This window comes from Rhizobium sp. 01T417, assembly GCF_056398905.1.
In genome coordinates this window covers 13,937-38,305 of record NZ_JBFTQH010000005.1, presented here as the reverse complement: position 1 = coordinate 38,305, position 24,369 = coordinate 13,937, and the positions used below count along the sequence as shown (strand labels likewise).

Genomic DNA, 24,369 nt, shown 5'->3' with positions numbered 1-24,369 from the left:
TGGGCAGAAAAGCCGGGACCGGAATTCTGCGCTAAGCTCTATGTCCAATGTAGGCAGGCATTTCAAGCGCAAAGGCGTGATGGTGCCAATGATTCTTCGTGATCAATCGCCTGACCCAGCGTCCTGATTCGCGAGCTCGCGCGTTTGGCTGGCTGAATCATTTTGCGAAGTGCTTGAATCAGTTTCTGAAGAGAGTTGCGATTTACGCCCGGAAATCAAAATCCTCGGCACTTTTGGCCCTTGCCACGAATTGGTCGCAACAAATGCCGCGGCCTGCCGCAATTCGGTCGCGAGCACGCCGAGATCGAAGCCCCATTTTGTTGCATCCGGCATTGGTTATTGAGGGCATACCCATGTTTCTGGAAGACGAGTTTGTCATCAGGCGCCTTCGCGCCCGTCGCGTATCCATCTCACTACTGGTTGCAGTTGTGGCTTTCGCTGCGTCGATCCTTATGACCTTCGGGCTGGTAACGACGGTCTACGCCGAAGAAAGCCAGCAGGTGTCCGCACAGTCAGCCACATCGCAAATGGCAGCCGCGCCAACGGTAAAGGCAGTGGGGCTTGGCGCACAGAACTCCGTGTCGGTAAAGCTGCCGCAAAGGGCGACAGGCGCTGACGAACGGATCACCCGCGGCAGCCTTATGCTTCTAGCCGCACTGGTCGCGACATGCGGGCTGGCCATCTGGCGCCGGCGACTACACGGCGTCTTTGCCGGAGCCAGCCAATGACGCCCGTGAATTCGGGACCCAGAGTTCGAAACCACGAGGCGGACGAATTCGGCCCGCTTCCGACCTATATCGAGCTCGCCATGGCGACGGCGGCGGCAACCGCTTACGACGCGAATACAGCGCAGGAAAACCGTATGCGCCTGCCCCGTCTCTCCGTCATCGAGAAGGCAATTGTCGTTAGCATCGCCGCTCTTGCGCTTTACGGAACGGTGCTGATCGCCGGCGGGCTCTATATCAAGGCCAAGGCCGAACTGTCGCAAATTCTCTCGCAGCACTCCTTTGCCGCCGAACTTCGTAGCGAAGACACCAGGCCTTGACCGTGGGCGGATCTCGCCACCGAAGCAGAGGTCCCCACTCGTCTACCCGCGACCGATCGTCGCCTCGCCATCGGCAAACACAAAGCCGTTATCCCACGCGAATGAGGTTGAAGCCGGTGGACGACGCTCCACGTTGACCAGACGACAGGCATTGGGACAGACCATGACGACACTTGCACGGCTTCCATTCGGCTTCTTTCTCGCAACCGCGGCATTGGCCGCCTCCCCAAGCTTTTCTGCCGACATCGTCAAGACGAAGACGGTCGAGGTTCAAGTCGACACCATTGCAACAGGCCTCGAGCACCCCTGGGCCGTGGAGGTGCTCCCTGATGGTTCCTATCTCGTTACCGAACGACCGGGACGGCTGCGCATCATACGCGACGGCAAGCTCTCTGCCCCCATCGCCGGCGTCCCTGAAGTCAGCGCCCGGGGGCAAGGTGGTCTGATGGACGTTGCGATCGCGCCTGATTTTGCAACAAGCCGCCAGATATTCCTCACGGCCGCGACCAGGGCCAGGGGCGGCTCCGGCACCGAGGTATTCAGCGCCACGCTGTCAAATGACGGAACAAGGCTGAACGACGTCAAATCCATCTTCACGATGAAGCGCTTCACCGGCGGCAACATCCAGTACGGCTCCCGCATAGCGTTCGGCAAGGACGGCTCGCTGTTCATCAGTGTCGGTGACCGTGGTGACAGGGATCGTGCCCAGGATTGGAAGGACGATGCCGGCTCCATCATCCACATCAACGCCGATGGCAGCATTCCCACCGACAATCCCTTCAAGGACGGCGGCAAGGCGCTTCCGGAGGTCTGGTCGAAGGGCCATCGCAATCCGCAGGGCATCGCCTTCGATGCCGCAGACGGCAAGCTCTACACGGCGGAGCACGGCGCCCGCGGCGGTGACGAAATCAACTACATCGAGCCCGGCAAAAACTACGGCTGGCCGATCATAACCTACGGACGCGACTATTCGGGCGCCGAGATCGGCGAAGGCACAGCCAAGGAAGGGCTTGAGCAACCGCTTTATTATTGGGACCCGTCGATCGCGCCGGGAGCATTGGCCATTTATCGCGGCAAGATGTTTCCCGAATGGGACGGCAACTTTCTCGTTGCTGCGCTGAAGTTCCAGCTGCTGTCGCGAATGCAGCGCGATGAAGGCGGAGCTTTCGTCGCCGAGGAGCGGATTTTCGACGGCTCCTATGGCCGCATGCGTGATGTGATCGTCGCACCCGACGGCGCCCTGCTGCTCCTCACGGATGAAGACGATGGTGCCTTGCTAAGAGTGTCGCGGGCGCCGGTAAACAATGGTTGACACTAAGCCTAGAGGCCGGCGCGCAGTTCCTTTCGAAACATAAACTTCAGGGCGGACCATGTCTCATCGACAGCGCAGACTTTGACGTCAACCAGCCCCAAAGGCACGAATATCGATCGCAGAACGTCTTCGGTGACTGTGGTCGGCACCCGCGCCGCCTTCTTGGGCCAGGAAATCCAAAGCATCCCGTCGGGCTTGAGAGCGCCCGATACAGCCCGGGCAATACCTTCCAGGACTACCCGGCGGGCTTCGAAAACATGCACGTAGTCGAAGCGACGCTCAATCATTGATGGCAAAGCTTTCGTAACGGAGGAGAAATGCTCAAAGGATTGTATCTCGGCGATCTCGGGTACACCGATCAGCAGCGCCGCCTGCCCTTCCCTCAGGCCGAGCTTTCGCGTGAGCGAGTTGCCGCAATACCCCGCTGGCGCATCATGGCGCTGTTGTCGCGGCGCAGCCTTTTCGTCCGCCGATGAAACCGTTTTCGTTGCCATCCGTTTGCTCTCAGGCGCTTACCCAGTGGCGACATTCTTCACCCTTGCCCAAACCAAAGGCAACTGCTAACGCTCGCCCATACTCTCCCGCACCGAGGACGACATGACGCGCATTCAGGCGAACCTCCTTCTATTGCTTGCAGCTGCCATCTGGGGCGGCGGCTTTGTCGCGCAGTCGACGGCAATGAAGGCAATCGGTCCGTTCTGGTTCATTGGCCTGCGCTTCGTGATTGCCGCAGTCGCGGTCCTGCCGTTCATGCTCTTCGAAGCCCGCAAGGCGCGGGTAAAGACCGCGCCGCGCCATCTCAAGCTCTATCTGCTGACGGGTCTTGCGCTATTCGGTGGCGCCGCCACCCAGCAGATCGGCCTGCAGACGACGACCGTGACGAATTCGAGCTTCATCACCGGCCTCTACGTCGTGATCGTCCCCCTGATCGCTGTCGTCTTCCTGCGCCGCTCCCCGCACTGGATCATCTGGCCCGGCGCGATCATGGCCGTTTCCGGCATCTACATGTTGTCCGGTGGCCAACTCTCGGCACTGACGACCGGTGATCTGCTCACGGTCGTCTGCGCGGTCTTCTGGGCCGGGCAGATCACCCTGGCCGGCATCACAGTGTCCGAAACCGGGCGCCCGCTTACCCTTTCGACCGCCCAGTTTGCGGTGACCGGGGCCTGCGCGCTCGTCGTTGCCATCGTCGCGGAACCGATCAGTTGGGCAGCGGTCTGGGCGGCAGCCCCCGAGATCCTCTACGTCGGGATATTCTCGTCCGGTGTCGCCTTCTCGCTGCAGGTCATCGGCCAGCGCTACACGACCTCGTCGCAGGCAGCGATCTTCCTGTCATCTGAAGCACTCTTCGGCGCCTCGCTCGGCGCTCTGCTGCTGGGCGAAACCATGCCGCCGCTCGGCTACGCCGGCTGCGCGCTAATGTTCACCGCCATGCTTCTGGTTGAGGTGGTGCCCGAAATTACGCGCCGTCGAGCTTCGGAGAGGTTGAAACCGAGCCCAAACTTGGGTTGAACGCCCGGAAAAGAAAAAAACTTTAGCCTTTGCGTAGTCGCGTTAGCGTTGCATTTTTGGCAAAATCTGCTCCCAAACTATATTGCCAACGATATAAAGCGTTGCTCGGCGGCGGCTAACGACCAAAATTTTGCTCTGGGCGTGCAAAAATGCCTCCTATAGGTGCCTTTCAGCACAGACGCGTTAAAAAACTTTTGCTTGCCAAAATTTAATAATCGCAGCACTCTCACCGTGTTCGGGCATTTTGCGAGCATGGGAAGTCCTTGAGAATGTGCGCGCCGGAGACGCTAAAATTCCGGTCAACCAATTCCGAGAAAGCGGGCGTCAGTCCCGTGGTGAGTTTGGTTGTGCTAGAGGGGACCTTTTTCTCACATTTCAATAATTGCCTGCTAACGTCTCCGTGAGGAGGCAATATCAGTGATGCTGCCCGTGTGGATGGCGGGCAGAGATAAAAGGACCTGACGCATGGCCGAGACTGGCACAGTAAAATTCTTCAACACCGACAAAGGTTTTGGCTTTATCAAGCCGGACAAGGGCGGCGCGGACATCTTTGTACACATTTCTGCCGTTCAGGCTTCTGGCTTGGCCGGACTGACGGAGAATCAGAAGGTTAGCTTCGACACGGAGCCGGACCGCCGCGGCAAGGGCCCCAAGGCTGTCAACCTGCAGATCGCAGGCTGAGCCTCTAGCCAACGCTGTCAATTCGAGTTGAAGCCCGGCAGCGATGCCGGGTTTTGTCATTCAGCCTGCATTCAGATCGCGGCCCTTACCTTGCCATCATCAAGGTGCAGAACCGGTATCGGTTAAAACAGGGAAATACAAATGAACAGGCTTGCGAAGACGCTCCTTATGACGGCAACCGCTGCTGCCCTCGCAGTATCATCGATCGGGGTCGCGTCGGCTGGTGACTGGCACCGTCACCACCATGGCGATGATGCGCTTGTCGGTGGCGCCGTCGGCCTTGCAACGGGTCTGATTGTGGGTTCAGCCATTGCAAGCGCGCCGCGTTATGATGAGCCGCGCTACATCGACCCGCCCTACGACCCGGAATACGAAGCCGTTCCGGTCTATCGCGCTCCCCCGCCCCGCTACTATCGTCCGGTTGCCGCCGACATCGAGCCCTGGACTCCGCAGTGGGAACGCTACTGCTCCTATCGCTACCGGTCGTTTGACCCGCGCAGCGGCACATTTATCGGCAACGATGGCCGCAGCCACTTCTGCAACGCCGGCTAATCGCCTGAACGCGCAATCAAACACGAAGCGCCGCCTCTCAGCGGCGCTTTTGTTTTGGGTGCTCAGATCCCTTGCAGGAAGGGATTGCTCCGTCGCTCGTCGCCGATCCGGCTGCCCGGCCCGTGTCCGCAAATGAAGCCGACGTCATCGCCCAGCGGCAAGACCTTGTCGCGGATCGAATCGAGCAATTGCTGGTGATTGCCCCCGGGTAGATCCGTCCGACCGATCGAGCCGTTGAAAAGCACATCGCCCAGATGGGCAAAATTCTGTGCGCGATTGAAGTAGATGACATGGCCGGGCGCGTGGCCTGGTGTGTGGTACACCTCGAACTCGTGCGTGCCAAACGAGACCTTGTCGCCATCCTTCAGCCAACGATCCGGAACGACATTCTGCATGCCCGACGGGATGCCATACTTTTGCGCCTGGGTCTCGATCCGCTGCAGCAAGGGAAGATCGTCCTCGTGCGGACCGACGATATCGATGTTAAGGGCTTCCTTGAGCTCCCTAGCTCCACCTGCGTGGTCGAGATGGCCATGTGTCAGCCAGATTTCCTTGATGTCGAACCCGTTCGCCGTGATGGCCTCGAGGATCGCCGGGACATCGCCGCCGGGATCGACAACGACGCCTTCCTTGGTCTCCGGGTCGAAGAGGATCGTGCAGTTCTGCTGAAATGGTGTCACCGGAATAATGCCGGCCTGGAGCATGCCCATGAGTGCCTCGCTTGTCTTTGTCCCGGGTTCCTATAGTCCGAAATCACACCGTGCGCAGCCCGCGATTTAGTGAACACAGTCTGGCTTCAGGGTTCGATCACCAGCCACGTTCGAATTTAACACGTCGATACAATCGTTTACCGGCGAAAGCGAAGGCGGCGGAACATCGTCTGCACCCCAACGTTACTTGCCTGTATTAAGACAAGGAGAAACGAGATGACCTTGAAGCGAAATCTGTTCCTGGCTGGCGCGATCGTCGTGGGAAGCGCCGGTCTTGCCCAGGCGGACATGGTTGCCACGGCCATCAACGATCTGAACGTTCGCGCAGGCCCCGGTCCGCAATATCCCTCAATCGGAATCGCGACGCGCGGCTCGCAGGCAATGCTGGATGGTTGCATCCAGGGAAGCCGCTGGTGCCGTGTTGACGTCAACGGCGTGCGTGGCTGGGTCTATGCTCAGTATCTGCAGGTCGAACAGGGTGGCAGCACCGTCGTCGTCGAGCAGCACCAGTCCGATCTAGGCGTTCCCGTCGTGACCTATGAGACGACGGCAAGCGTCGCTCCTGAGCCGGCACCGGGCGACGAGTTGCTTGGACCGGTTGGCTCCGTCGACGCCGTTACCCCACCTGAAACCGTCACGACCTATGTCCAGACCAATCCGGCACAGACCGTGCGCCTCGGTGGCGATGTCGTCGTGGGTGCTTCCGTGCCGGCTGATGTGACGTTCCAGGAAATTCCGGACTATCAGTATCGGTATGTCCGAATCAACGATCGACCGGTCCTTGTGGACCCCGGCAGCCGCCGCATCGTTTACGTCTACAACTGATTGTAACGCACAACATGGAAAAGGCGCCCCGCGGGCGCCTTTTTTTGCGCAGACAGCGTGGAAAACTTTCACGCGTGGGTTGCTCTCCATTCCACTAAATATTCAATCATGATAAAATACTGAAATTCAGACGATATCCCCTGCTCCCGGTCGGAGGTCGGATCGCCTGTAGGGCTGGCTATCCTTTCGGATCGCGCAGCCGGCAGTGGCGTTTGAGGAAACGCGAAGGAGGGAAATCGTGGAAGCCTTATTGCCCATCATCACACAGGTAATAGCGGGTGCAGTCGGCGGCAATGTCGCAAGCGGCGCGTTGAAGCAGGTTGCAATCAATACCGTCGCCCGGACGATCGCCGGCGCGATCGGTGGCATCGGCGGTGGCATGCTGCTCAGCATGGTCGGCGGCGAAGCTGCAATGACCGGTTTGATTGCCGACGGTATCGGCGGCCTGATCGGCGGCGGCATCCTGTCGACGATCGTAGGAGCGGTAGCCGCCCGCGCACGATAGATAGCCCATCGAGAAGCGGCCGAGGCTCCCTGGGAACCCGGTCGCTGTCCTTTGCTGGAGGATAGTCGGCGGCAGCGGCCACGCGATCTATCTCTCTTACATAGTCGCTCATCAGTGTTTCGCTGATCGTCGCCGGCATAAACCGGTGTGGCCCGATTTCCGTCACAGCCCAGCCGTGTTCTCCCATGAACACCAGGTTTGCGGCGTGAAACCCATAGGTCGACACGTGGATCTTTGCGTTTTTCCACTGAACGAACGCACCGCAGCCGTTCGCTCTCCTCCGCTGCCCGTACGCCATTGTTGTTGATTGTTATCCCCGATACGTTTTATCCACTGACAAAGGGGAAAATTACGCATTGTGGTGAAGTTTGCGAAGTGGGGCCAAATTTCCGGTGGAAACGGCATCCCCTTCCGGCTTCGCGACGCGTGGGGGAAGCAAGCAACGGCGCAAAGATACGTCAAATGCTGGCATATTTTTATCTGAGCTTCCCGCGAGGTGCGCAACAAGAAAGGAAATGCCAAATTGGCACGCCAGACGAGCCCAAAGGCGGGCAAGCCCGAACTGCTGAAAATGCCGATGGAAAACACAGAAACCATCGATTTTGAGATCATCGAGCTTCTGTTCTTCTCCTATCGTGACTTCGTTTCGGATCCTGACGCCATCCTGGCAGAGATCGGCTTCGGGCGCGCGCACCACCGTGTCGTTCACTTTGTTAACCGCAACCCGGGCATGACGGTTGCCGATCTGCTGGATACGTTGAAGATAACCAAGCAGAGTCTTGCAAGAGTGCTCAAACAACTCATTGATTCGGGGTATATTCGACAGATTGCGGGGCCTGAAGACAGGCGGCAGCGCAAGCTCTATCCTACCAAGATGGGGCGCGAGCTTGCTCTTGCTCTGGCGGAGCCGCAATCGCGCCGTATTGAGAGAGCATTCGACGGGGCTTCTCCGGAGGTACGGGAAGGCATAAAGGCCTTCCTCAGAGGTATGCGGAATAGACCAAACTCGAGAGCGGATTGAATGGCGACAAAGACAGTGATTTCGGACGACGCTGCGCACTTGCTTGTTGTGGATGACGACACGCGTATCCGCGCCCTGCTCAACCGCTATTTGACCGAGAACGGCTTCCGGGTGACCGTGGCCGCGGATGGCGCGGAAGCTCAACGCAAGCTTGCCGGCTTGGATTTCGACCTCATCATCATGGACGTCATGATGCCGGGTGAGTCCGGGATCGAAGTGACCAGGGGTCTGCGCACGATCAAGAACGTGCCAATCATCATGCTCACGGCGCTGGCGGAGTCAGGCAGCCGCATTGAGGGCCTCGAGGCAGGCGCCGACGATTATCTGGCCAAGCCCTTCGACCCACGCGAGCTCGTGCTGCGCGTCAACAACATCCTGCGCCGCAATGTCTCGAACGATGCGCCGAAAATCGAACAGGTGATGTTCGGACCATATACCTTCTCGCTCACACGCAAGGAGCTGAAGAAGGCGTCCGAAGTCGTCCGGCTGACGGATCGCGAGCAGGAAATCATGCTGCTGTTCGCCAAACGCGCCGGCGATACCATTCCGCGACACGAGCTTATCGGCAACGATGTTGATGTCGGTGAGCGCACCATCGATGTGCAGATCAATCGCCTGAGACGCAAGATCGAGGACGATCCCGCAAATCCGGTCTGGCTGCAGACGGTTCGTGGTATAGGATACCGATTGAGCATCGATTGACAGTCGCAACCCCAGGACCAGCGGCCAAATGGTGACATTCGACTCTCTTCGGCGCGACGACCGCTCGCCCGCCCGCGGCTGGCGGTGGATGCTGCGCAGATTTCGGCTCTATCTGCCGACGGGCCTGTACGTCCGCTCGCTGCTGATCATCATTATCCCCATGGTGCTCCTGCAGTCTGTTGTCGCCGCCGTATTCATGGAGCGCCACTGGCAGATGGTGACCCAACGCCTTTCAGCCGCCGTCACGCGCGACATAGCGGCCATCATCCAGATCATCGAGACTTATCCGCAAGATACGGACTTTAGCGAAGTCACCCGTATCGCACGCGATCAGATGAACTTGCAGATCTCGATCGAACCGGACGGCGATCTGCCATCGCCACGCACAAAGCCCTTCTTCTCCATCCTGGACGGTATCCTGAGCGACGAGATCAGCGATCAGATCAAGCGCCCCTTCTGGATCGACACGCTCGGCGACTCCAGCCTCGTCGAGATCCGCATCAAGCTGGAAGACAAGATCCTTCGCGTATTGGCACGGCGCAGCTCGACCTATGCCTCCAACACTCACATCTTCATTGTGTGGATGGTTGGCGCCTCGCTGGTCCTGATTGGCATATCGATCCTCTTCCTGCGCGGGCAGATCCGCCCGATCCTAGCGCTGGCCAACGCCGCCGAAAACTTCGGCAAGGGGCAGAAGGCCGACAACTTCCACCCGCGTGGCGCAGATGAGGTTCGTCGTGCGGGCCTTGCCTTCATTCTGATGCGCGAGCGCATCGAGCGACAGATCGAGCAACGCACGGCGATGCTGACCGGAGTGAGCCACGATCTGCGCACGATCCTGACCCGCTTCAAGCTGCAGCTGGCACTGGCCGGCGAAAATCCGGAGCTTCACGGCCTGAACGACGACGTCAACGATATGCAGTCGATGCTCGAGGCCTACATGGCGTTTGCCCGAAGCGAGGTCGAAGAGGACGTTGGCGACCTGAAGCTCAGCGAGCTCTTCGCACGAGTGGCGGCAGACTTCGAACTTCACGACGGCAAGAAGCTTACATACTCGATCGACGGAGACGACGAGATCTTGGTGCGCCCGAACGCCTTCACGCGCCTTGTGACCAACCTAGCCTCAAATGCCCGCCGCTACGCCAACACGCTCGACATCAACGCCAGGCACAGCGCCAAGTGGCTGACGATCACCTTTGACGATGACGGCCCGGGGATTCCAGAAAGGAACCGCGAGGACGTCTTCAAGCCGTTCTTCCGGCTCGACGAAGCCCGAAATCTCGATGCCTCGGGCACCGGCCTGGGCCTCGCAATCGCTCGCGACATCGCACGAAGCCACGGCGGCAACGTCACGCTTGGCGACAGCCCTCTGGGTGGCCTTCGGGCGACCGTCCGCCTGCCCGCGTGAGGAAAAGATGACGATGGACACGAGCTCAATGACATGGCTGAACCCGCCGCCTCGCTTCGAGATGCGCGGCGGGGATTTGCATGTCTGGTCGGGACCCAAGACCGATTTCTGGCAGGGGACATATTACGGCTTCCACCGCGACGACGGACATTTCCTGCACCGGTCGCGACAAGGCGACTTCACCGCCGAGGTTTCCTTCTCGGGACGCTACCAGGAACTCTACGATCAGGCTGGCCTCATGGTACGGGCTGATGCCACGCATTGGATGAAATGCGGGATCGAATATACCGATGGCGCCATGCATTTCAGCGTCGTCGTGACCAACGGCAATTCCGATTGGTCAGCCTTTCGGCTCGACCACACATTCGAGCGCATGGGCGTGCGGGTGACACGCAATGGCGATGCGCTGTTCATTCAATACAGAACGGACCGCATGGAAGATTGGCGCATGGCACGCCTTGCGTGGTTCGATCCGGCGTATGCAAAGGTTGCCGTCGGGCCGGTATTCTGCTCGCCGCAACGCGCCGGCTTCGAAGCCGTATTCCACGATTTCTCGCTGACCGATCCGCTGTCGCGCGAGATCCACTGATCACATCAGCTTCTTGCCGTTCGGTACGGGCTTGTCGGTTCCTGCAAGAACGATCGCTCCCGCCTCATCCTCGAAGCCCAAGGTCAGGACTTCCGAGCGGACCGGGCCGATCTGCCGTGGCGGAAAGTTCACCACGCCGAGAACCTGCCGACCGACAAGGCTCTCGGGCGTATAGTGAACCGTAATCTGGGCCGACGACTTCTTGAGACCGATCTCTGGCCCGAAGTCGATCAGCAGCTTGAAGGCCGGCTTTCGCGCCTCCGGAAACGGACTTGCCTCGACGATCGTACCGACACGAATGTCGACACGCTCGAAGTCGGCATAGGTGATTTCGTCAGCCATACAGGTTGTCCTCAGCCGGCAAGCTCTTCGGCGCGCCTGCGCGCTGCCGCGAGGGCCTTGTCGAAAAGAGGCTGCATCGCGTCCTCGGCCATCAGGACCGAAAGCGCGGCGGCGGTCGTGCCGCCCGGCGATGTCACGTTCTGCCGCAGCCGCGAGGCGTCGTCGGGGGACTGGTGCAAAAGCTCACCAGCCCCCGCGACCGTTTCCCGTGCAAGACGCATGGCAAGGTCCGCCTGCAAGCCAAGTTTACGGCCTGCCTCTGCCATACACTCGACGAGATAAAACACATAAGCCGGTCCGCTTCCCGACAGCGCCGTAACGGCATCGATGTCGGCTTCGGTTGGAACCCATTCTACCGGACCGGATACACGCAAGAGAGAATGGACGTGCTCACGCTGCGCATCGGTGACGCGGGCATTGGCAAACGCACCCGTAACACCACGACCGACCATGGCCGGGGTGTTCGGCATAGCGCGCACCATCGCAGCCTCACCGAGATGCTTTTCAAGAAACAACAGCGTCTTCCCGGCGGCGACCGACACAACGACGGTTTCTGATCCCACCGTTCCCTTGACCGGAGGCAGCACGGCATCCATCACCTGTGGCTTGACCGCCAGAAAGAGAACGCCTGCCGTCAGCCCGGCAGGAGCCGAGGTAACGTGCGTTACGCCGGCATCGTTGATTGTTTTCATCATCTGCTCGGACGGACCGGGATCGATGACGACGATGGAAGAACCGGCCACTCCGCTCTTCAGCCAGCCAGAGAGCATTGCGCCCCCCATATTGCCGGCACCGATAAGAACGATAGGACCTGAAGATGCGGATGACATTTACGCCTCGCCGACGGTTTCGAAGAGAACCGCTTCCATGGCGCGGTTCGCCTCCATGCCCGACCAGATCACGAACTGGAACGCTTGATAGTACGCCTCACAGGTATCGAGCGCACTAGCGAGCAAAACCTCGACCTGTCGATTGGTCGGCTCCGCACCGCCGGCAAGCAGCAGCGACTGACGGAAGATGATGACATCTTCCTGGCGCCAAAGATCGAAGTGTCCCATCAGGACCTGGCCGTTGATCGCGGCCAAGAGCTTGGTGACCTCGTTAACGCGCTGTTCGGGAACCTTGACGTCGAAGGCGCAGCCAAGGTGCAGCGCCTCGAACTCTTCCATCCAGGAAAAGGAAACGTGGTAGTCGGCCCACTTCCCTTCAACCGTCATCGCAATTTCGTCGTCACCCGACCGCTCGAAAGACCAGTCGTTATTGGCGGCGACGTACTCGATCATATCGACCGGGTTCGACTGACGCTCGACTTCCAATTCCATGAGGCTCATGCAGCACCTTCTTGACCGGAGTGAATGCGAACCAACTTCGTCAACGAGACACAAGGAGAACACACGCAACAGCCGGAACCACCAACCGTGATGACCGTTGAACCACTACCAGACTTAACGCAGTCAAACCTGCCTGGAGCTTACCAACCGCTTCGAATCATCATTTAAAATCAGTGTATAACGGGCTCGGCGACACGCCAGCCCCTGAAGGCCGTTTTAGGGAACGGCACTGTGGAAAGCTTTTCGGGTTTAGATTCAGAAGGAGGGTTTAAATGACTCTGCCCATTGATCTTTTTGGCAGTGTCCACAGGTGGATAACCGCACCTGGTTTTTAGGCCGCAGCCGCGGTGTGTCTCATAAAGGTCACACCACGGCCTGTCTCACAACGGGAATTACTTGCCCTTGGCCGCAAGCTTCTCTTCAAGGGCGGCGATCCGCGCAAGCAGCGCATCATTTTCATCGCGCGCCTTGATCGCCATTTCGCGTACGACCTCGAATTCCTCGCGCTTCACGATGTCGAGTGTATTGAGCCAGCGCTCCGCCTGCGCATTGAAGGCTGTCTCGATTTCCTTGCGCACACCCTGGGCAGCGCCGGCCGCATCCGTCATCAGCTTGGCGAACTCGTCCATGATGCGGTTTGCTCCAGTCGTCATGGCGATTTTCTCCCTTTGCTATAGACCAGTTAGGGCCACTTCGGCCCCTCAAGAATGAGGTAGGGCTTCGCCGCGGAGGATGCAAGCGGTTTGCTCTGGATAAGCCAGCCGGCGGCCTCCGATCGCCAACAATCGACTTGACCGCTCTTGATCGCAGCGCCATCTTCCGCCCACATCAAGCTTGGCGCGCCTTCAGAAAGTCGCAAAGGACGCCTTGAACTGAACCGCGTCAGACGCCCGATTCCATATTCCGGGCTTTGCGCCACCGAATGGGACAACCTTGCCGACAGCAGCCAATTTCATGGCGATCATGCCGTTCCCCGAGATCGACCCGATCGCCTTTTCGCTCGGCCCCCTCTCAATTCACTGGTACGGACTTGCCTATGTCGCCGGCATCATGCTCGGCTGGTACTATGCGCGTCAGATCGCCGGGAACAACAAGCTGTGGCCGGGCGACGTGTCCCCGATCACCAAGGTGCAACTGGACGATTTCATCATCTGGGTCGCGCTCGGCATCGTCCTCGGCGGCCGCATCGGCTACATCCTCTTCTACGACATGCCTGCTGTCATCGAGAGCCCGATCCGGGCGATACAGATATGGAATGGCGGCATGTCCTTCCACGGCGGCCTGACGGGCACCACCATCGCGATGATCGTCTTCGCGCGGCGCAACAGCATACCGATCTGGAGCCTGTTCGATATTGTCGCAGCAGTCGTCCCGATCGGCCTGTTCTGCGGCCGCGTCGCCAACTTCATCAATGGTGAGCTTTGGGGGCGCTTGACCGATGTGCCTTGGGGCATGGTTTTCTGTAACCAATATATCGAGCGGGCCGACGGTTACTGCCCCGGCGGCGACTTTGTTCGCCACCCCAGCCAGCTCTACGAGGCAGGTCTGGAGGGCATCGTGCTCCTCCTGGTTCTCGCCATGCTGATCTACGGCTTCCGCGCACTGAAGACCCCTGGCTTCGTCACCGGCGTTTTCGTCTGCGGCTACGCGCTTTCCCGCATTTTCGTCGAATTCTTCCGCGAACCGGATGCCCAGCTGGGCTACCTGCTGGGCACCAATTGGCTCACCATGGGCATGGTGCTTTCCACGCCGATGGTATTGCTGGGAATCTGGGCCATGCTTCGCGCTCGCCGTCAGGCTGCCCTGCAGCACTGATCGCAGCCGGACAGGAGGGGCATTCATGAGCACCGCGCTCGGTGAGAAGATCAAGGCTATCATTCAGGCGAACGGCCCGATCAGCGTCACGGACTTTTTTTCGCTGTGCCTCGCCGACCCCGAACATGGCTACTACAGGACCCGCGAGCCTTTTGGCCGCACAGGTGACTTCGTGACTGCACCCGAGGTAAGCCAGCTTTTTGGCGAGATGATCGGCGTCTTCATCGTCCATGCCTGGCAGCGACACGGGACGCCCAAAGGTGTCCGTCTCATCGAAATCGGTCCCGGTCGCGGCACGATGATGTCGGATATGCTGCGCGTCATTTCCCGTATCGCGCCGCCGCTTTTCGGAGACATGACCGTGCACCTCGTCGAGACAAGCGAGCGGCTGCGCGACATCCAGCAGGAGACGCTGGCGTCCCACGGCGACAAGGTCAGCTGGCATCAGGGCTTCGATGAAGTCCCGCCGGGATTCTCGCTCGTCGCGGCAAATGAGTTGTTCGATGCGATTCCGATCCGTCAGTTCGTGCGGACGCCGGCGGGCTTCCGCGAGCGGATGGTGGGCGTCGACGCAGCAGGCGAACTGACATTCGGCGCCGGCGTGGCCGGGATCGATTCAAGCCTCCTCCCCTGGCCGGAAGAGGACGTACTCCCGGGAACAATCTTCGAAGTCTCGCCGGCGCGCCAGTCGGTGATGCTATCGATCTGCGATCGCCTGAAAGAACATGGCGGGACGCTTGTCGCCATTGACTATGGGCACGTTGTGAGTGGCTACGGCGACACGCTGCAGGCGGTGCGCATGCATGAGTATGATCCGCCTCTGGCGCATCCCGGTGAAGCGGACCTGACGAGCCACGTCGATTTCCAGGCATTGGCACAGACCGCCACTGCGGCCGGGGTCCACGTCAACGGCATGCTTCACCAGGGCGATTTTCTCGTCGGCCTCGGCATTCTCGATCGCGCTGCCGTGCTTGGCCGGGATCGAGCACCACATACGCAGCAAATCATCCAGACCGCAGTCGACCGACTGGCCGCCGAAGGTGAAGGGCGTATGGGCGAACTCTTCAAGGTGCTGGCGGTCTCGCACCCGACGGTGGATTTGATGCCCTTCCGTTCGGTGGATTGACAGCGCGAGCGCCGCTGGGCCAACATCCGCGGCAATCGACCAGGCATTGCCATCCAGTAAGGCGCACAAGCATTCAAGCAATTTTGGAAGTTCTAATGACGCAAGCAGCATCTCCGGCACCGATCCAAAGCGCGCTGCTGAAAGAGGCAACCGGTGACGCAATTCTCCATGGCTACTTCACCCGGCAAGGCGGCGTTTCGGACGGCATTTATCGCGGCCTGAATGTCGGCCTCGGCTCGCACGATGAGCGCGAGAAGGTTCAGGAGAATCGCCGCCGCGTGGCTAGCTGGTTTGAATTGCCTGTCGAGCGTCTCGCTACTGTGCACCAGGTACACTCTCCCGATGTGGTCGTCGTCGACAGGAACTATAACGGCTCCCGCCCCTCAGCGGATGCGTTGGTAACGGCAACTCCGGGCATAGCGCTCGGGGTGCTGGCTGCCGATTGTGGGCCAATCCTCTTCGCCGATTCGGAAAACGGTGTCATTGGCGCCACTCATGCAGGTTGGAAGGGTGCCCTCACCGGTGTTTTGGAAAACACGATCGACACGATGGTCCAGCTTGGCGCGAAGCGCGAAGCCATCGTTGCCTGCCTCGGCCCATCGATCAGCCAGGCGAGCTACGAGGTTGGGCCGGAATTTGTGGAACGCTTTGTCGCTCAGGATCCATCTTACGAGCGCTATTTCGTGCCATCAGGAAAGCCTGAACACGCGATGTTCGACCTCCCTGCCCTGACGATCGACCGGCTGCGCGCCGCCGGCATCCGCGCAGAAAGCCTTGGGCTCTGCACCTATCCCGATGCCGAGCGTTTCTTCTCGTACCGCCGGACCACACATAACAAAGAGCCGGACTACGGTCGGCAGATTTCTGCAATCGCAATCAGGGAGATTTGAGCGGTATGGCCTTGCACTTCGACCGACCCGAATTCGCCGTCCGCCTCGCGCGTCTGACAGACAAGATGCGCGAAGAGAAGCTGGATGCCCTGCTGCTGTTTGCCCAGGAAAGCATGTACTGGCTGACCGGCTACGACACCTTCGGCTACTGCTTCTTCCAAACGCTTGTCGTCAAGGCCGACGGGACGATGGCGCTGATCACACGCTCTGCCGACCTGCGTCAGGCGAAACACACCTCCATTCTGGAAAACGTGCAAGTCTGGGTCGACCGCGTAAATGCCGATCCGACCGTCGACCTTCGGAACCTGCTGGTCGAGATGGATCTGCTCGGAGCCAGGATCGGCGTCGAATACGACACCCATGGCATGACGGGCCGCGTAGCCCGGATGCTCGACGCGCAGTTGACGTCCTTCGGCCAGATCGTCGACGCGTCCTATCTCGTCAGCCGCCTGAGACTGATCAAGAGCCCAGCCGAAGTCGCCTATGTTGAACGCGCTGCTGTATTGGCCGACGATGCGCTTGATGCGGCACTCGCGCTGACCAATCCCGGCGCAGACGAAGCGGATATTCTGGCCGCGATGCAGGGCGCCGTTTTTGCCGGTGGTGGCGACTATTCCGCGAACGAATTCATCATCGGCTCTGCCGAGGACGCCCTGCTTTGCCGCTACAAGGCCGGCCGCCGCAAGCTCGATACCAACGACCAGTTGACGCTCGAATGGGCAGGCGCCTACGCGCACTACCATGCGGGAATGATGCGTACCGTCGTCATCGGCGAACCGAGCTATCGCCATCGCGAACTCTACAACGCCTGCTTCGAAACCATCCAGGCAATCGAAACGGTATTGAGGCCGGGCCACAGCTTCGGCGACGTCTTCGATATGCATGCGAAAATCATGGACGAGCGCGGCCTGTCGCGCCATCGCCTCAATGCCTGCGGCTACTCGCTGGGCGCCCGTTTCTCGCCATCCTGGATGGAGCATCAGATGTTCCATGTCGGTAATCCGCAAGCAATCGAACCGAACATGTCGCTCTTCGTGCACATGATCATCATGGATTCCGACACGGGAGCTGCGATGACCCTCGGGCAGACTTATCTCACGACGGACAACACACCCCGCGCGCTTTCCCGCCACTCTCTGGATTTCATCAACGTCTGAGACAAGAATCCGGAATTGACACAGACCCGCACCGGCCTTCATAAAGTGCATGGGGCCGGCACTGGGAAGGATGTAACGAGGGATGACGCGAGTCGCGACTGCGCCAGTGCTCCTTGCCTGCTTTGCCCTAACCGCCTGCAACACCACCGACGCCTTGGTCCCGCTGGTCGACATCGGCGATTCCTCACCAAACATGCGCTCATCGCCGGTAACGCAGGGCGACGTGGAACGCATGGCAGGAACCCAGCCCCGCCAGCAGGCCTTTGCCGCTCAGCAGCGGTCGAACGGATATCATCCCGCCTACAGCCAGGCGAGCTATCGTCAAGGTTCAGGCGCACCGCCTACCACGATGGAAGCCCAGGCGATGGCCTTGGAAAGCGATATGCGCTCGCCGGCAGCCTCCGTGCCAATCAAGGCGCAGACCCTGCCGGAGCCAATATCCAACGCCCAGGCCGAGGAAGAAGACATGGTGGAAGCGCCCGCTCGCGAACCGCCTAGACAGCAAACCCAGACTGCCATGCTGAATACGAGTTCGTCCTCGGCAGGTGGGACGACCGTCCGCTTCCTTCCGATCATCGGGGCACCGGTTCAGGCGGTTACACCGCTTTCGCGCCAACTCGGAGCGGAGGCCCGCTCGCACGGCCTTTCCATCAAGAGCTCGAACGACAGCTCAAGCGCCTACATTCTGAAGGGATACCTCTCCGCCTTTTCCGACAGCGGCAAGGTCACCGTGGTCTATGTCTGGGATATTCTCGATGGCAGCGGCGCGCGCCTGCACCGCATCCAGGGACAGGAAAGCGTACCCTCGGAGGCGCTGGATCCCTGGGCCGGCGTTCCCGCCTCGGTTATGCAGCAAATCGCCTCGAAAACCATCACCGACTTCTCAACGTGGCGCGATGCTCGCGGCGGTTAAGCCACAAGGTTTTTAGAAATATGAGCGCAGATGACGCCTTAGCCCTTGCATTCAGGAGCAAGCTGGCTAAAAAGCGCGGCTATCAGCAGGAAATAGGCGGACCAAGATGAAGGTTTTCGCAGGCAATTCGAACCGGCATCTCGCCGAAGCGATCTGCAGCTATCTCAATGTGCCTTTGGGCAAAGCCAGCGTCAGAAGATTTGCCGATCAGGAAATCTTCGTGGAAATTCAGGAAAACGTTCGCGGTGAAGACGTGTTCGTCGTCCAGTCCACGTCTTTTCCGACGAACGACCATCTCATGGAACTGCTCATCATGATCGATGCGATGCGCCGCTCGTCCGCGCGCCGCATAACTGCGGTTCTTCCCTATTTCGGCTATGCCCGCCAGGATCGCCGTGCCTCGGGGCGCACGCCGATCTCCGCCAAGCTCGTCGCCAACCTCATAACGGAAGCCGGCGCCGATCGCGTGCTAACCCTCGATCTGCATGCAGGCCAGATCCAGGGCTTCTTCGATATTCCGACGGACAATCTCTACGCCATCCCGGTCCTGACCCGTGATATCAAGGCCAACTACGACATCAGCAACGTCATGGTGGTTTCGCCTGATGTCGGCGGCGTTGTTCGTGCCCGCGCGCTCGCCAAACGTCTCGACTGTCTGCTGGCGATCGTGGACAAGCGCCGCGACCGCCCGGGTGAATCCGAAGTCATGAACATCATCGGCGAAGTTGAAGGCAAGGACTGCCTGCTGATCGACGACATCGTCGATTCCGGCGGCACGCTCTGCAACGCAGCCGATGCGCTGCTTGCCAAAGGGGCGGCAAGCGTCACCGCCTATATTACCCACGGCGTTCTCTCGGGGGGCGCGGTCACCCGCATCACTTCGTCGAAGCTTCGCGAGCTCGTCATCACCGACTCGATCCAGCCGACGACGGCTGTCCAGTCAGCTCACAACATCCGCGTTGTGAGCACGGCGAGCTTGATCGGTGAAGCGATCAACCGCACCAGCCAGGAAGAGTCGGTTTCCAGCCTGTTCGACTGAAGCGTTTCAAAACTTTCAACACCGCAGACGTTTGATCTTCCCCGGAAATGCAACTTGAGCTAGGATTTGAAAAGAAATCTAGCTGCAGGGGAAGAGTCATGACGCTCGCCGGTTTCCTGTTGCCTCGGAAGATCGCCCTGTTTGGGCTCATTTCGCTTCTGTCTGCCTGCACTGCCGACGTAGGACCCAATTATTGGCGCCCGCCACCTCGCGCGCCCAGTCCGCAGATATGCACTCTGGAATACAATCCCGTCTGTGGCCAACGCGGCGGACGTGTCCAGACCTTCGCCAATGCATGCCAGGCGCGTGCAAATAACTTTACAATCATCAGCCGTGGCCAGTGCCGCCGGCCGCCTCCGATGACATCGCGTCCGACACCTCTTCCGTCGAGGCCGCAGGTGTGTACCATGGAGTACGCTCCGGTCTGCGGCCAACGCAGCGGACGTGTTCAGACCTTCTCTAACGCGTGCCAGGCTCAAGCAGCCAACTTTACGGTCATCAGCCGCGGCCAGTGCCGCCGCCAGCCCGGCATAACAGTGCGCCCGCAGCGTCCGCCACCGCCGCGGCCCGGTGGCATATGCACGCGTGAGTACCGCCCAGTCTGCGGCCAACGAGGTTCACAACTGCGCACCTTCTCGAATACCTGTGAAGCTAACAACAGCGGCTTCCGCATCATACGCCAGGGCGCATGCAGGTAATGAAGTGGCGACCCTGACAAGTCGGCTTCCGCTTATGCGGGAGCCGAACTCCGTTTTTCGAAAACGAGTAAAAGCGCGACAAGCGGATCTGACTGACCGCAGTCGCTTAGGCAGCAATGTTTGACGCGGCCGACATGACCTCCTCGGGAGCCGGTACGCCGAACATACGTCGGCCATCGTCGGCCACCTCGGTAAAGCACCATCTGACGACGCCGTCGCGGTCAAGAAGGAACTCGCCGACCAGTTGGCCCTCACCCGTCGCAATCATCCGCTTGTCGTCGTCCGTGAACTCGTAACCATCGGCATTGTCGAGGTATTCAACAGCCGCCAGCGGGGCCATCGGCTCAGGCAGGTCAGGCATATCGACGCGCATCGACGTTAGCGTGTCGAGGCTAACCTTGTAGGGCCACGCTGTTTCCGATTGCGTGAACTCGATGTTGGGAAGCCCGAAGGCGCGATGCGATACCCTGTCGGGATCGGAGGCCGCCAGCAGATTGGGCAAGGGATGATACCGGAAATAGAGGCGTGCCCGATCGATAGGCGTATTGACCACCGTCAGACTTTCGATGCCCTTTTGCTGGAGGTCGCCCGCCAGGCTCGCCATCGCGGCGATTTGCCGCCTGCAGAATGGACAGTGGAGCCCGCGAAACAGGCCGACCAAAACCGGCTTCTGTCCTCGGAAGTCATCGATCGATATCTTGCCCTGACGCGTGATCGCATCGAGAATGACGTTCGGCGCGCGGTCACCGGGCTGCAGCGGTCTCTCGCTTTGATTTTCGGGCATGGCACCCTCCTTCATTTGCGCGTCGGCGAGCAAGCCGAGCAGAAGAAAAAATAGCGAAAACTCAGCACCTTACCTGCCGGCATTGAATCAATCCAGGAAGGGCAGCACGACCAGCGCGTCGGGATCCAGCCCATGCCTGACGCAAACATCCTGCGCGAGCGAAAAGTAGCGCTCCGCCTCGGCCATATCGTCCTTTTCCAAGTTCAACGTCGCAAGCCCATCATAGCATGGAAAGAGAAGCTGTGGCTCGCCGATTTCACGCGCGAGCTGAAGCGCTTCCTCGTAGTAGTTCCGAGCCAGGTCCGGTTCCCCGTGACACTGATGGATCTGTCCGAGCACGATGAGGGGCACCGCCAGGTGGTCGCGCTGATCCAGCGCCCGGTCGATCTCGATCGCTCTTTCAGCCGCCGGCACTCCCTCCTTGGCACAGTTGTCGGTGAAGGTGCAGCAGGCGACCGCGAGGTTGGCGAAAAGCCGGGCTTGAAAACCGAGGTCGGAGATGCGCTTGGCAACATCGAGGCCCTGGCGACACACATCGATGGCACGCCGCGGATCGACGATCGTATAGAGAACGCCGAGATTGGAATAGGCGCGACAGGCCGCGCCGAGAAGCCCCGCCGTTTCGGCAACCTCCAGACTTCGCTCGACTTCGCGCACCGCCTCGCGGTGCCGCCCCAGCCGCGCCAGCGCCACCCCCTTTGTATTCAGCGCCTCCGCTCGCACCTGCGCAGCCTCCGAGGCCACGGAGCCTTCCCCATCCAATGTTGCAGTGTTGAGGCAGGACAGTGCATCATCGGCCCAACGCGCGGCAGCGGTCTGATCGCCCTTGCGGAAGGCGAGATGCCCACGCTCCTGAAGCAGATGGGCAAGTTCGATGGGTGCATTGCTCACGCTCAACAGCGAGGCGGCCTGCGCATAGTCGGCGTCCGCAAGATCACTTCTGCCCGCAGCAAGATTGAGGCGGCCGAGCTTGCGCAGGATCCGCGCCGCACCCGGCTGATCACCAGCTTCCTTTAAGGTCGTCAGTGCGCGGCCATAGTGTTCGCGGGCCGTCTCCCGCTCTCCCGCCGGCCCGCAGAGATCAGCGAACCGTTCATAGAGAGCAAGCAACTCCGAACCGGCTTGCGGGTTATCCGAAATTGCCGCAAGCGCCTCGCGGTAGAGGCGCATCGCATCGTCGTTTGCGTAGGTCTTGCGGGCCAAATCACCCGCGGCCATGAGGTATCGGACGCCCTTGCTCACCTCGTCGGCCCGGCAGTAGTGACGGCCGAGTTGTGCGATATCCTCGAGTCGAGCGGGTATGCCGTAATGTATTCTCTCGATCGCGGCCCCGATACGCGCATGCAGCTCCTTGCGGCGCTGTAGCAAGAGATTGCCATAGATGGCATCGTGCAATAGCTGCTGCGGGAAGCAATAAGAGATCGCCTTTGCCGAAGCAGCACCAGGCGTTTCCTCAACGACCTCGGCCTCGCAGAGATAATCCAGCCCACGCTCGACATGCTCTGCATCCGATGCGACGGCGCGAAGCAATGCCAGATCGAAGCGTGGACCTATAACGGCAGCTTCCTGCGCCAAACGCTTGACGTCGGGCGGCAGGCGGTCGACGCGCGCCAGCAGCATCGCCTGCAGGCTCATCGGCACCTCGGTTCCCATTTCGCCACCCGCCATGCGCCAGCATCCGTTCTCGAAATGAAGTGCCTCGGTCTCGATCAGCGCCCGTACGATCTCCTCGATAAACAGCGGATTGCCGCCCGCTCGCGCGAGAATTCGTGAGCGCGTCTTCGCAGGCACGGAACTGTCCACGCCAAAGAATTGCGTCAGCAGAGCCTCGCCATCCTTACTCGAAAGCGGCGCGAGCCGCATGACGGTGCGGTTGATCCGGCTTGACTCCAGGCCTTCGCCCTCGGCAACCGACCGTCCTGTCGTCAGCATCATCAGGCGCGTACGTTCGAGCCGGTCCAGGACGAAGCGTAGCGCCTCGATCGAAGCGGCATCCGCCCAATGGAGATCCTCCACCACCAGCAGCAGTGGGCTTAGCGACAGCCGCCGTTCAAAGATCGTACGCGTGGCGTAAAAGATCTGCCGCCGCAACTGCTCTGGCTCGACATACCGCAGCGCTCCATCCGGATCGCCGAGGCCCAAGACATGAGAAAGGAGCGGCGTCAGACCCGCGACCTCGCTCTCGCTAAAACCAAGGTCGACCAATCCCGTTGCCAGCAGTTCGGCCGTCCGGGCTGCGGTTTCCCGCTCAGCTATCCCGTAGGCGCTGCGTAGAACCGATGCTAGCGTCCCATAAGATTGCTCCCCGAGGGGTGAGCAGACGGCACGCCGTACCACCACCTGCCCGAACCGCTCGGCTTCGGCGACGTTCTGCAGAAACTCCTTGACCAATCTTGACTTGCCGATGCCAGCCTCACCGACGAGCTGGACGAGTTGCGCATTGCCGCCACTGGCGCGATCCAGGCAATTGGACATCCGCGACAGTTCCGAGTCACGCCCGATGAGTTCGGCGTGCAGGCCTAGGCTTTCCAAACCGCGCGCGGCGTGAGGCGTCTCCATCCGTCCGAGGAGACGATGTACCTGTACATTTCCCGTCTTCCCGCGAAGGGCAAGCGAACCGAGATTGTCGAACGCGAACGCATGCAGCGTCAGACGGTAGGTTACCGGGCCTACCAGTATCTCGCCTGGACCCGCCATCGTTTGCAGTCGTTGGGCCGTATTCACTGTATCGCCGGTCACCGAGTAGGATCGCGCAGCCGCCGCTCCGAAACCACCGCTGACCACCGGCCCTGTGTTGATGCCGACATGCAGCTGCAGCGGATCTCCACCGGCCAGATCCAGCCATTTGGCGCCAAGGCGGTCAGCACCCGCAATCATGTCGAGTGCTGCGCAAAGGGCACGATCGGGATCGTCCTCATGTGCTGTCGGGGCCCCGAACAGCGCAAGCAACGCGTCACCGACAAACTTGTCAACATAGCCGCCATAAGCCTCCACGGCCCGCGTCAACTCCTCGAACAGTTCGTTCTGCAGCGAGCGCATCAGTTCCGGGTCAGTTCTCTCGCTGAGCGCAGTAAAGCCGCAGAGATCGGCAAACAGAACGGTCAGCGGACGCCGGTCGGCGGCATCGTCAGGCATGGATGTAGGCGGGACTGCTCGCGGCGGCGGTTCGGCAGGAACTGCACGACCTTCGGCCGGGCCAAGAGGTGTTCCACATTTTGGGCAAAACGCAAAATCGGGCTGGCATGTCTCGCCACAGGAGGCGCAGACGATCGGTTGTCTTGCGCCGCACTTCGGGCAGAACGCAAAACGACTTTCGATCGCAAAACCACAGGCGGCACAATTCATCGGCCTGCCTCTCTGAGCGCAACGGCCTCACCTAGAGAGCCGACACTGGCAACACAGCATGGACCTG

General features: G+C 60.1%; 27 protein-coding genes and 1 pseudogene. 19 read left to right on the top strand and 9 right to left on the bottom strand.

Annotation, left to right across the window (positions count from 1 at the left end):
- Positions 1–102: 102 nt before the first annotated feature.
- Positions 103–333, bottom strand: coding sequence for a hypothetical protein (locus AC1DPR_RS07265; protein ID WP_162763449.1), 231 nt, complete (start codon positions 331–333; stop codon positions 103–105).
- A gap of 20 nt (positions 334–353) precedes the next feature.
- Here AC1DPR_RS07265 and AC1DPR_RS07260 point away from each other — a divergent pair, with 20 nt between their 5' ends.
- The 3 genes and pseudogenes from AC1DPR_RS07260 to AC1DPR_RS07250 all read left to right on the top strand — a co-directional run bounded on the left by AC1DPR_RS07260 (position 354) and on the right by AC1DPR_RS07250 (position 2,357).
- Positions 354–728, top strand: a complete 375-nt coding sequence (locus tag AC1DPR_RS07260; protein ID WP_113471212.1) for a hypothetical protein — start codon at positions 354–356, stop codon at positions 726–728.
- Positions 725–1,042, top strand: a pseudogene (locus AC1DPR_RS07255) (class GN sortase); the annotation flags it as partial. The gene AC1DPR_RS07260 and the pseudogene AC1DPR_RS07255, both read left to right, overlap by 4 nt.
- Before the next feature lie 166 nt (positions 1,043–1,208).
- Positions 1,209–2,357, top strand: coding sequence for a PQQ-dependent sugar dehydrogenase (locus tag AC1DPR_RS07250; protein ID WP_018857208.1), 1,149 nt, complete (start codon positions 1,209–1,211; stop codon positions 2,355–2,357).
- An 8-nt stretch (positions 2,358–2,365) separates the two neighbouring features.
- Here the strand turns inward: AC1DPR_RS07250 and AC1DPR_RS07245 are convergent, their stop codons facing one another.
- Positions 2,366–2,851 carry a hypothetical protein gene (locus tag AC1DPR_RS07245; RefSeq protein ID WP_018857209.1) on the bottom strand — a complete coding sequence of 162 codons (486 nt, stop codon included), beginning with the start codon at positions 2,849–2,851 and terminating at the stop codon, positions 2,366–2,368.
- A 103-nt stretch (positions 2,852–2,954) separates the two neighbouring features.
- Here AC1DPR_RS07245 and AC1DPR_RS07240 point away from each other — a divergent pair, with 103 nt between their 5' ends.
- From AC1DPR_RS07240 to AC1DPR_RS07230, 3 genes are all read left to right on the top strand, one after another.
- A complete protein-coding gene (locus AC1DPR_RS07240) occupies positions 2,955–3,869 on the top strand; it encodes a DMT family transporter (RefSeq protein ID WP_018857210.1) in 915 nt (304 codons plus the stop codon).
- A gap of 465 nt (positions 3,870–4,334) precedes the next feature.
- Positions 4,335–4,550 carry a cold-shock protein gene (locus AC1DPR_RS07235; RefSeq protein WP_007534130.1) on the top strand — a complete coding sequence of 72 codons (216 nt, stop codon included), beginning with the start codon at positions 4,335–4,337 and terminating at the stop codon, positions 4,548–4,550.
- A gap of 141 nt (positions 4,551–4,691) precedes the next feature.
- Positions 4,692–5,102: a BA14K family protein gene (locus tag AC1DPR_RS07230; protein ID WP_018857211.1), complete on the top strand. Its 411-nt coding sequence runs from the start codon at positions 4,692–4,694 to the stop codon at positions 5,100–5,102.
- 62 nt (positions 5,103–5,164) lie between these two features.
- Here the strand turns inward: AC1DPR_RS07230 and AC1DPR_RS07225 are convergent, their stop codons facing one another.
- Positions 5,165–5,812 carry an MBL fold metallo-hydrolase gene (locus AC1DPR_RS07225; protein WP_018857212.1) on the bottom strand — a complete coding sequence of 216 codons (648 nt, stop codon included), beginning with the start codon at positions 5,810–5,812 and terminating at the stop codon, positions 5,165–5,167.
- A 216-nt stretch (positions 5,813–6,028) separates the two neighbouring features.
- Here AC1DPR_RS07225 and AC1DPR_RS07220 point away from each other — a divergent pair, with 216 nt between their 5' ends.
- From AC1DPR_RS07220 to AC1DPR_RS07195, 6 genes are all read left to right on the top strand, one after another.
- Complete coding sequence (locus AC1DPR_RS07220; protein ID WP_018857213.1) at positions 6,029–6,637, top strand: DUF1236 domain-containing protein; 609 nt, start codon at positions 6,029–6,031, stop codon at positions 6,635–6,637.
- A gap of 238 nt (positions 6,638–6,875) precedes the next feature.
- Positions 6,876–7,142: a hypothetical protein gene (locus tag AC1DPR_RS07215; protein ID WP_018857214.1), complete on the top strand. Its 267-nt coding sequence runs from the start codon at positions 6,876–6,878 to the stop codon at positions 7,140–7,142.
- A 523-nt stretch (positions 7,143–7,665) separates the two neighbouring features.
- Positions 7,666–8,163 (top strand): MarR family winged helix-turn-helix transcriptional regulator, encoded by a 498-nt coding sequence (locus tag AC1DPR_RS07210; RefSeq protein WP_018857215.1) that lies wholly within the window; start codon positions 7,666–7,668, stop codon positions 8,161–8,163.
- On the top strand, positions 8,164–8,865 hold the full coding sequence (locus AC1DPR_RS07205) for a response regulator (RefSeq protein WP_018857216.1): 702 nt from the start codon (positions 8,164–8,166) through the stop codon (positions 8,863–8,865). It begins immediately after the preceding gene.
- Positions 8,866–8,893: 28 nt separating this feature from the next.
- A complete protein-coding gene (locus AC1DPR_RS07200) occupies positions 8,894–10,273 on the top strand; it encodes an ATP-binding protein (RefSeq protein ID WP_018857217.1) in 1,380 nt (459 codons plus the stop codon).
- 7 nt (positions 10,274–10,280) lie between these two features.
- Positions 10,281–10,862: a DUF1349 domain-containing protein gene (locus AC1DPR_RS07195; protein ID WP_477816037.1), complete on the top strand. Its 582-nt coding sequence runs from the start codon at positions 10,281–10,283 to the stop codon at positions 10,860–10,862.
- Here the strand turns inward: AC1DPR_RS07195 and AC1DPR_RS07190 are convergent, their stop codons facing one another.
- From AC1DPR_RS07190 to AC1DPR_RS07175, 4 genes are all read right to left on the bottom strand, one after another.
- Complete coding sequence (locus AC1DPR_RS07190) at positions 10,863–11,204, bottom strand: tRNA-binding protein (protein WP_018857219.1); 342 nt, start codon at positions 11,202–11,204, stop codon at positions 10,863–10,865.
- 11 nt (positions 11,205–11,215) lie between these two features.
- Complete coding sequence (gene proC, locus AC1DPR_RS07185; protein ID WP_018857220.1) at positions 11,216–12,034, bottom strand: pyrroline-5-carboxylate reductase; 819 nt, start codon at positions 12,032–12,034, stop codon at positions 11,216–11,218.
- The gene (locus AC1DPR_RS07180; RefSeq protein WP_018857221.1) at positions 12,035–12,535 is read right to left on the bottom strand and encodes a type III secretion system chaperone family protein; all 501 of its coding nucleotides are present in this window, start codon (positions 12,533–12,535) and stop codon (positions 12,035–12,037) included. It abuts the gene before it with no gap.
- 392 nt (positions 12,536–12,927) lie between these two features.
- A complete protein-coding gene (locus tag AC1DPR_RS07175; RefSeq protein ID WP_007534115.1) occupies positions 12,928–13,188 on the bottom strand; it encodes an accessory factor UbiK family protein in 261 nt (86 codons plus the stop codon).
- A gap of 280 nt (positions 13,189–13,468) precedes the next feature.
- Here AC1DPR_RS07175 and lgt point away from each other — a divergent pair, with 280 nt between their 5' ends.
- From lgt to AC1DPR_RS07140, 7 genes are all read left to right on the top strand, one after another.
- Positions 13,469–14,350, top strand: coding sequence for a prolipoprotein diacylglyceryl transferase (gene lgt, locus AC1DPR_RS07170; protein ID WP_192241936.1), 882 nt, complete (start codon positions 13,469–13,471; stop codon positions 14,348–14,350).
- 25 nt (positions 14,351–14,375) lie between these two features.
- Positions 14,376–15,476, top strand: coding sequence for a class I SAM-dependent methyltransferase (locus AC1DPR_RS07165; protein ID WP_018857224.1), 1,101 nt, complete (start codon positions 14,376–14,378; stop codon positions 15,474–15,476).
- A gap of 95 nt (positions 15,477–15,571) precedes the next feature.
- Positions 15,572–16,366, top strand: a complete 795-nt coding sequence (gene pgeF / locus AC1DPR_RS07160) for a peptidoglycan editing factor PgeF (protein WP_477816036.1) — start codon at positions 15,572–15,574, stop codon at positions 16,364–16,366.
- Positions 16,367–16,371: 5 nt separating this feature from the next.
- A complete protein-coding gene (locus tag AC1DPR_RS07155) occupies positions 16,372–17,523 on the top strand; it encodes a M24 family metallopeptidase (protein ID WP_477816035.1) in 1,152 nt (383 codons plus the stop codon).
- 82 nt (positions 17,524–17,605) lie between these two features.
- Positions 17,606–18,436, top strand: a complete 831-nt coding sequence (locus tag AC1DPR_RS07150) for a hypothetical protein (RefSeq protein WP_113471217.1) — start codon at positions 17,606–17,608, stop codon at positions 18,434–18,436.
- A gap of 106 nt (positions 18,437–18,542) precedes the next feature.
- Positions 18,543–19,475, top strand: a complete 933-nt coding sequence (locus AC1DPR_RS07145; RefSeq protein ID WP_018857228.1) for a ribose-phosphate pyrophosphokinase — start codon at positions 18,543–18,545, stop codon at positions 19,473–19,475.
- A gap of 47 nt (positions 19,476–19,522) precedes the next feature.
- Positions 19,523–20,173: a Kazal-type serine protease inhibitor domain-containing protein gene (locus AC1DPR_RS07140; protein ID WP_312867292.1), complete on the top strand. Its 651-nt coding sequence runs from the start codon at positions 19,523–19,525 to the stop codon at positions 20,171–20,173.
- Positions 20,174–20,279: 106 nt separating this feature from the next.
- Here the strand turns inward: AC1DPR_RS07140 and AC1DPR_RS07135 are convergent, their stop codons facing one another.
- Together AC1DPR_RS07135 and AC1DPR_RS07130 are read right to left on the bottom strand one after the other, a co-directional pair.
- Positions 20,280–20,957: a peroxiredoxin-like family protein gene (locus tag AC1DPR_RS07135; protein ID WP_018857229.1), complete on the bottom strand. Its 678-nt coding sequence runs from the start codon at positions 20,955–20,957 to the stop codon at positions 20,280–20,282.
- Between the two features lie 87 nt (positions 20,958–21,044).
- Positions 21,045–24,302, bottom strand: coding sequence for an adenylate/guanylate cyclase domain-containing protein (locus AC1DPR_RS07130; RefSeq protein ID WP_477816034.1), 3,258 nt, complete (start codon positions 24,300–24,302; stop codon positions 21,045–21,047).
- Positions 24,303–24,369: the final 67 nt, after the last annotated feature.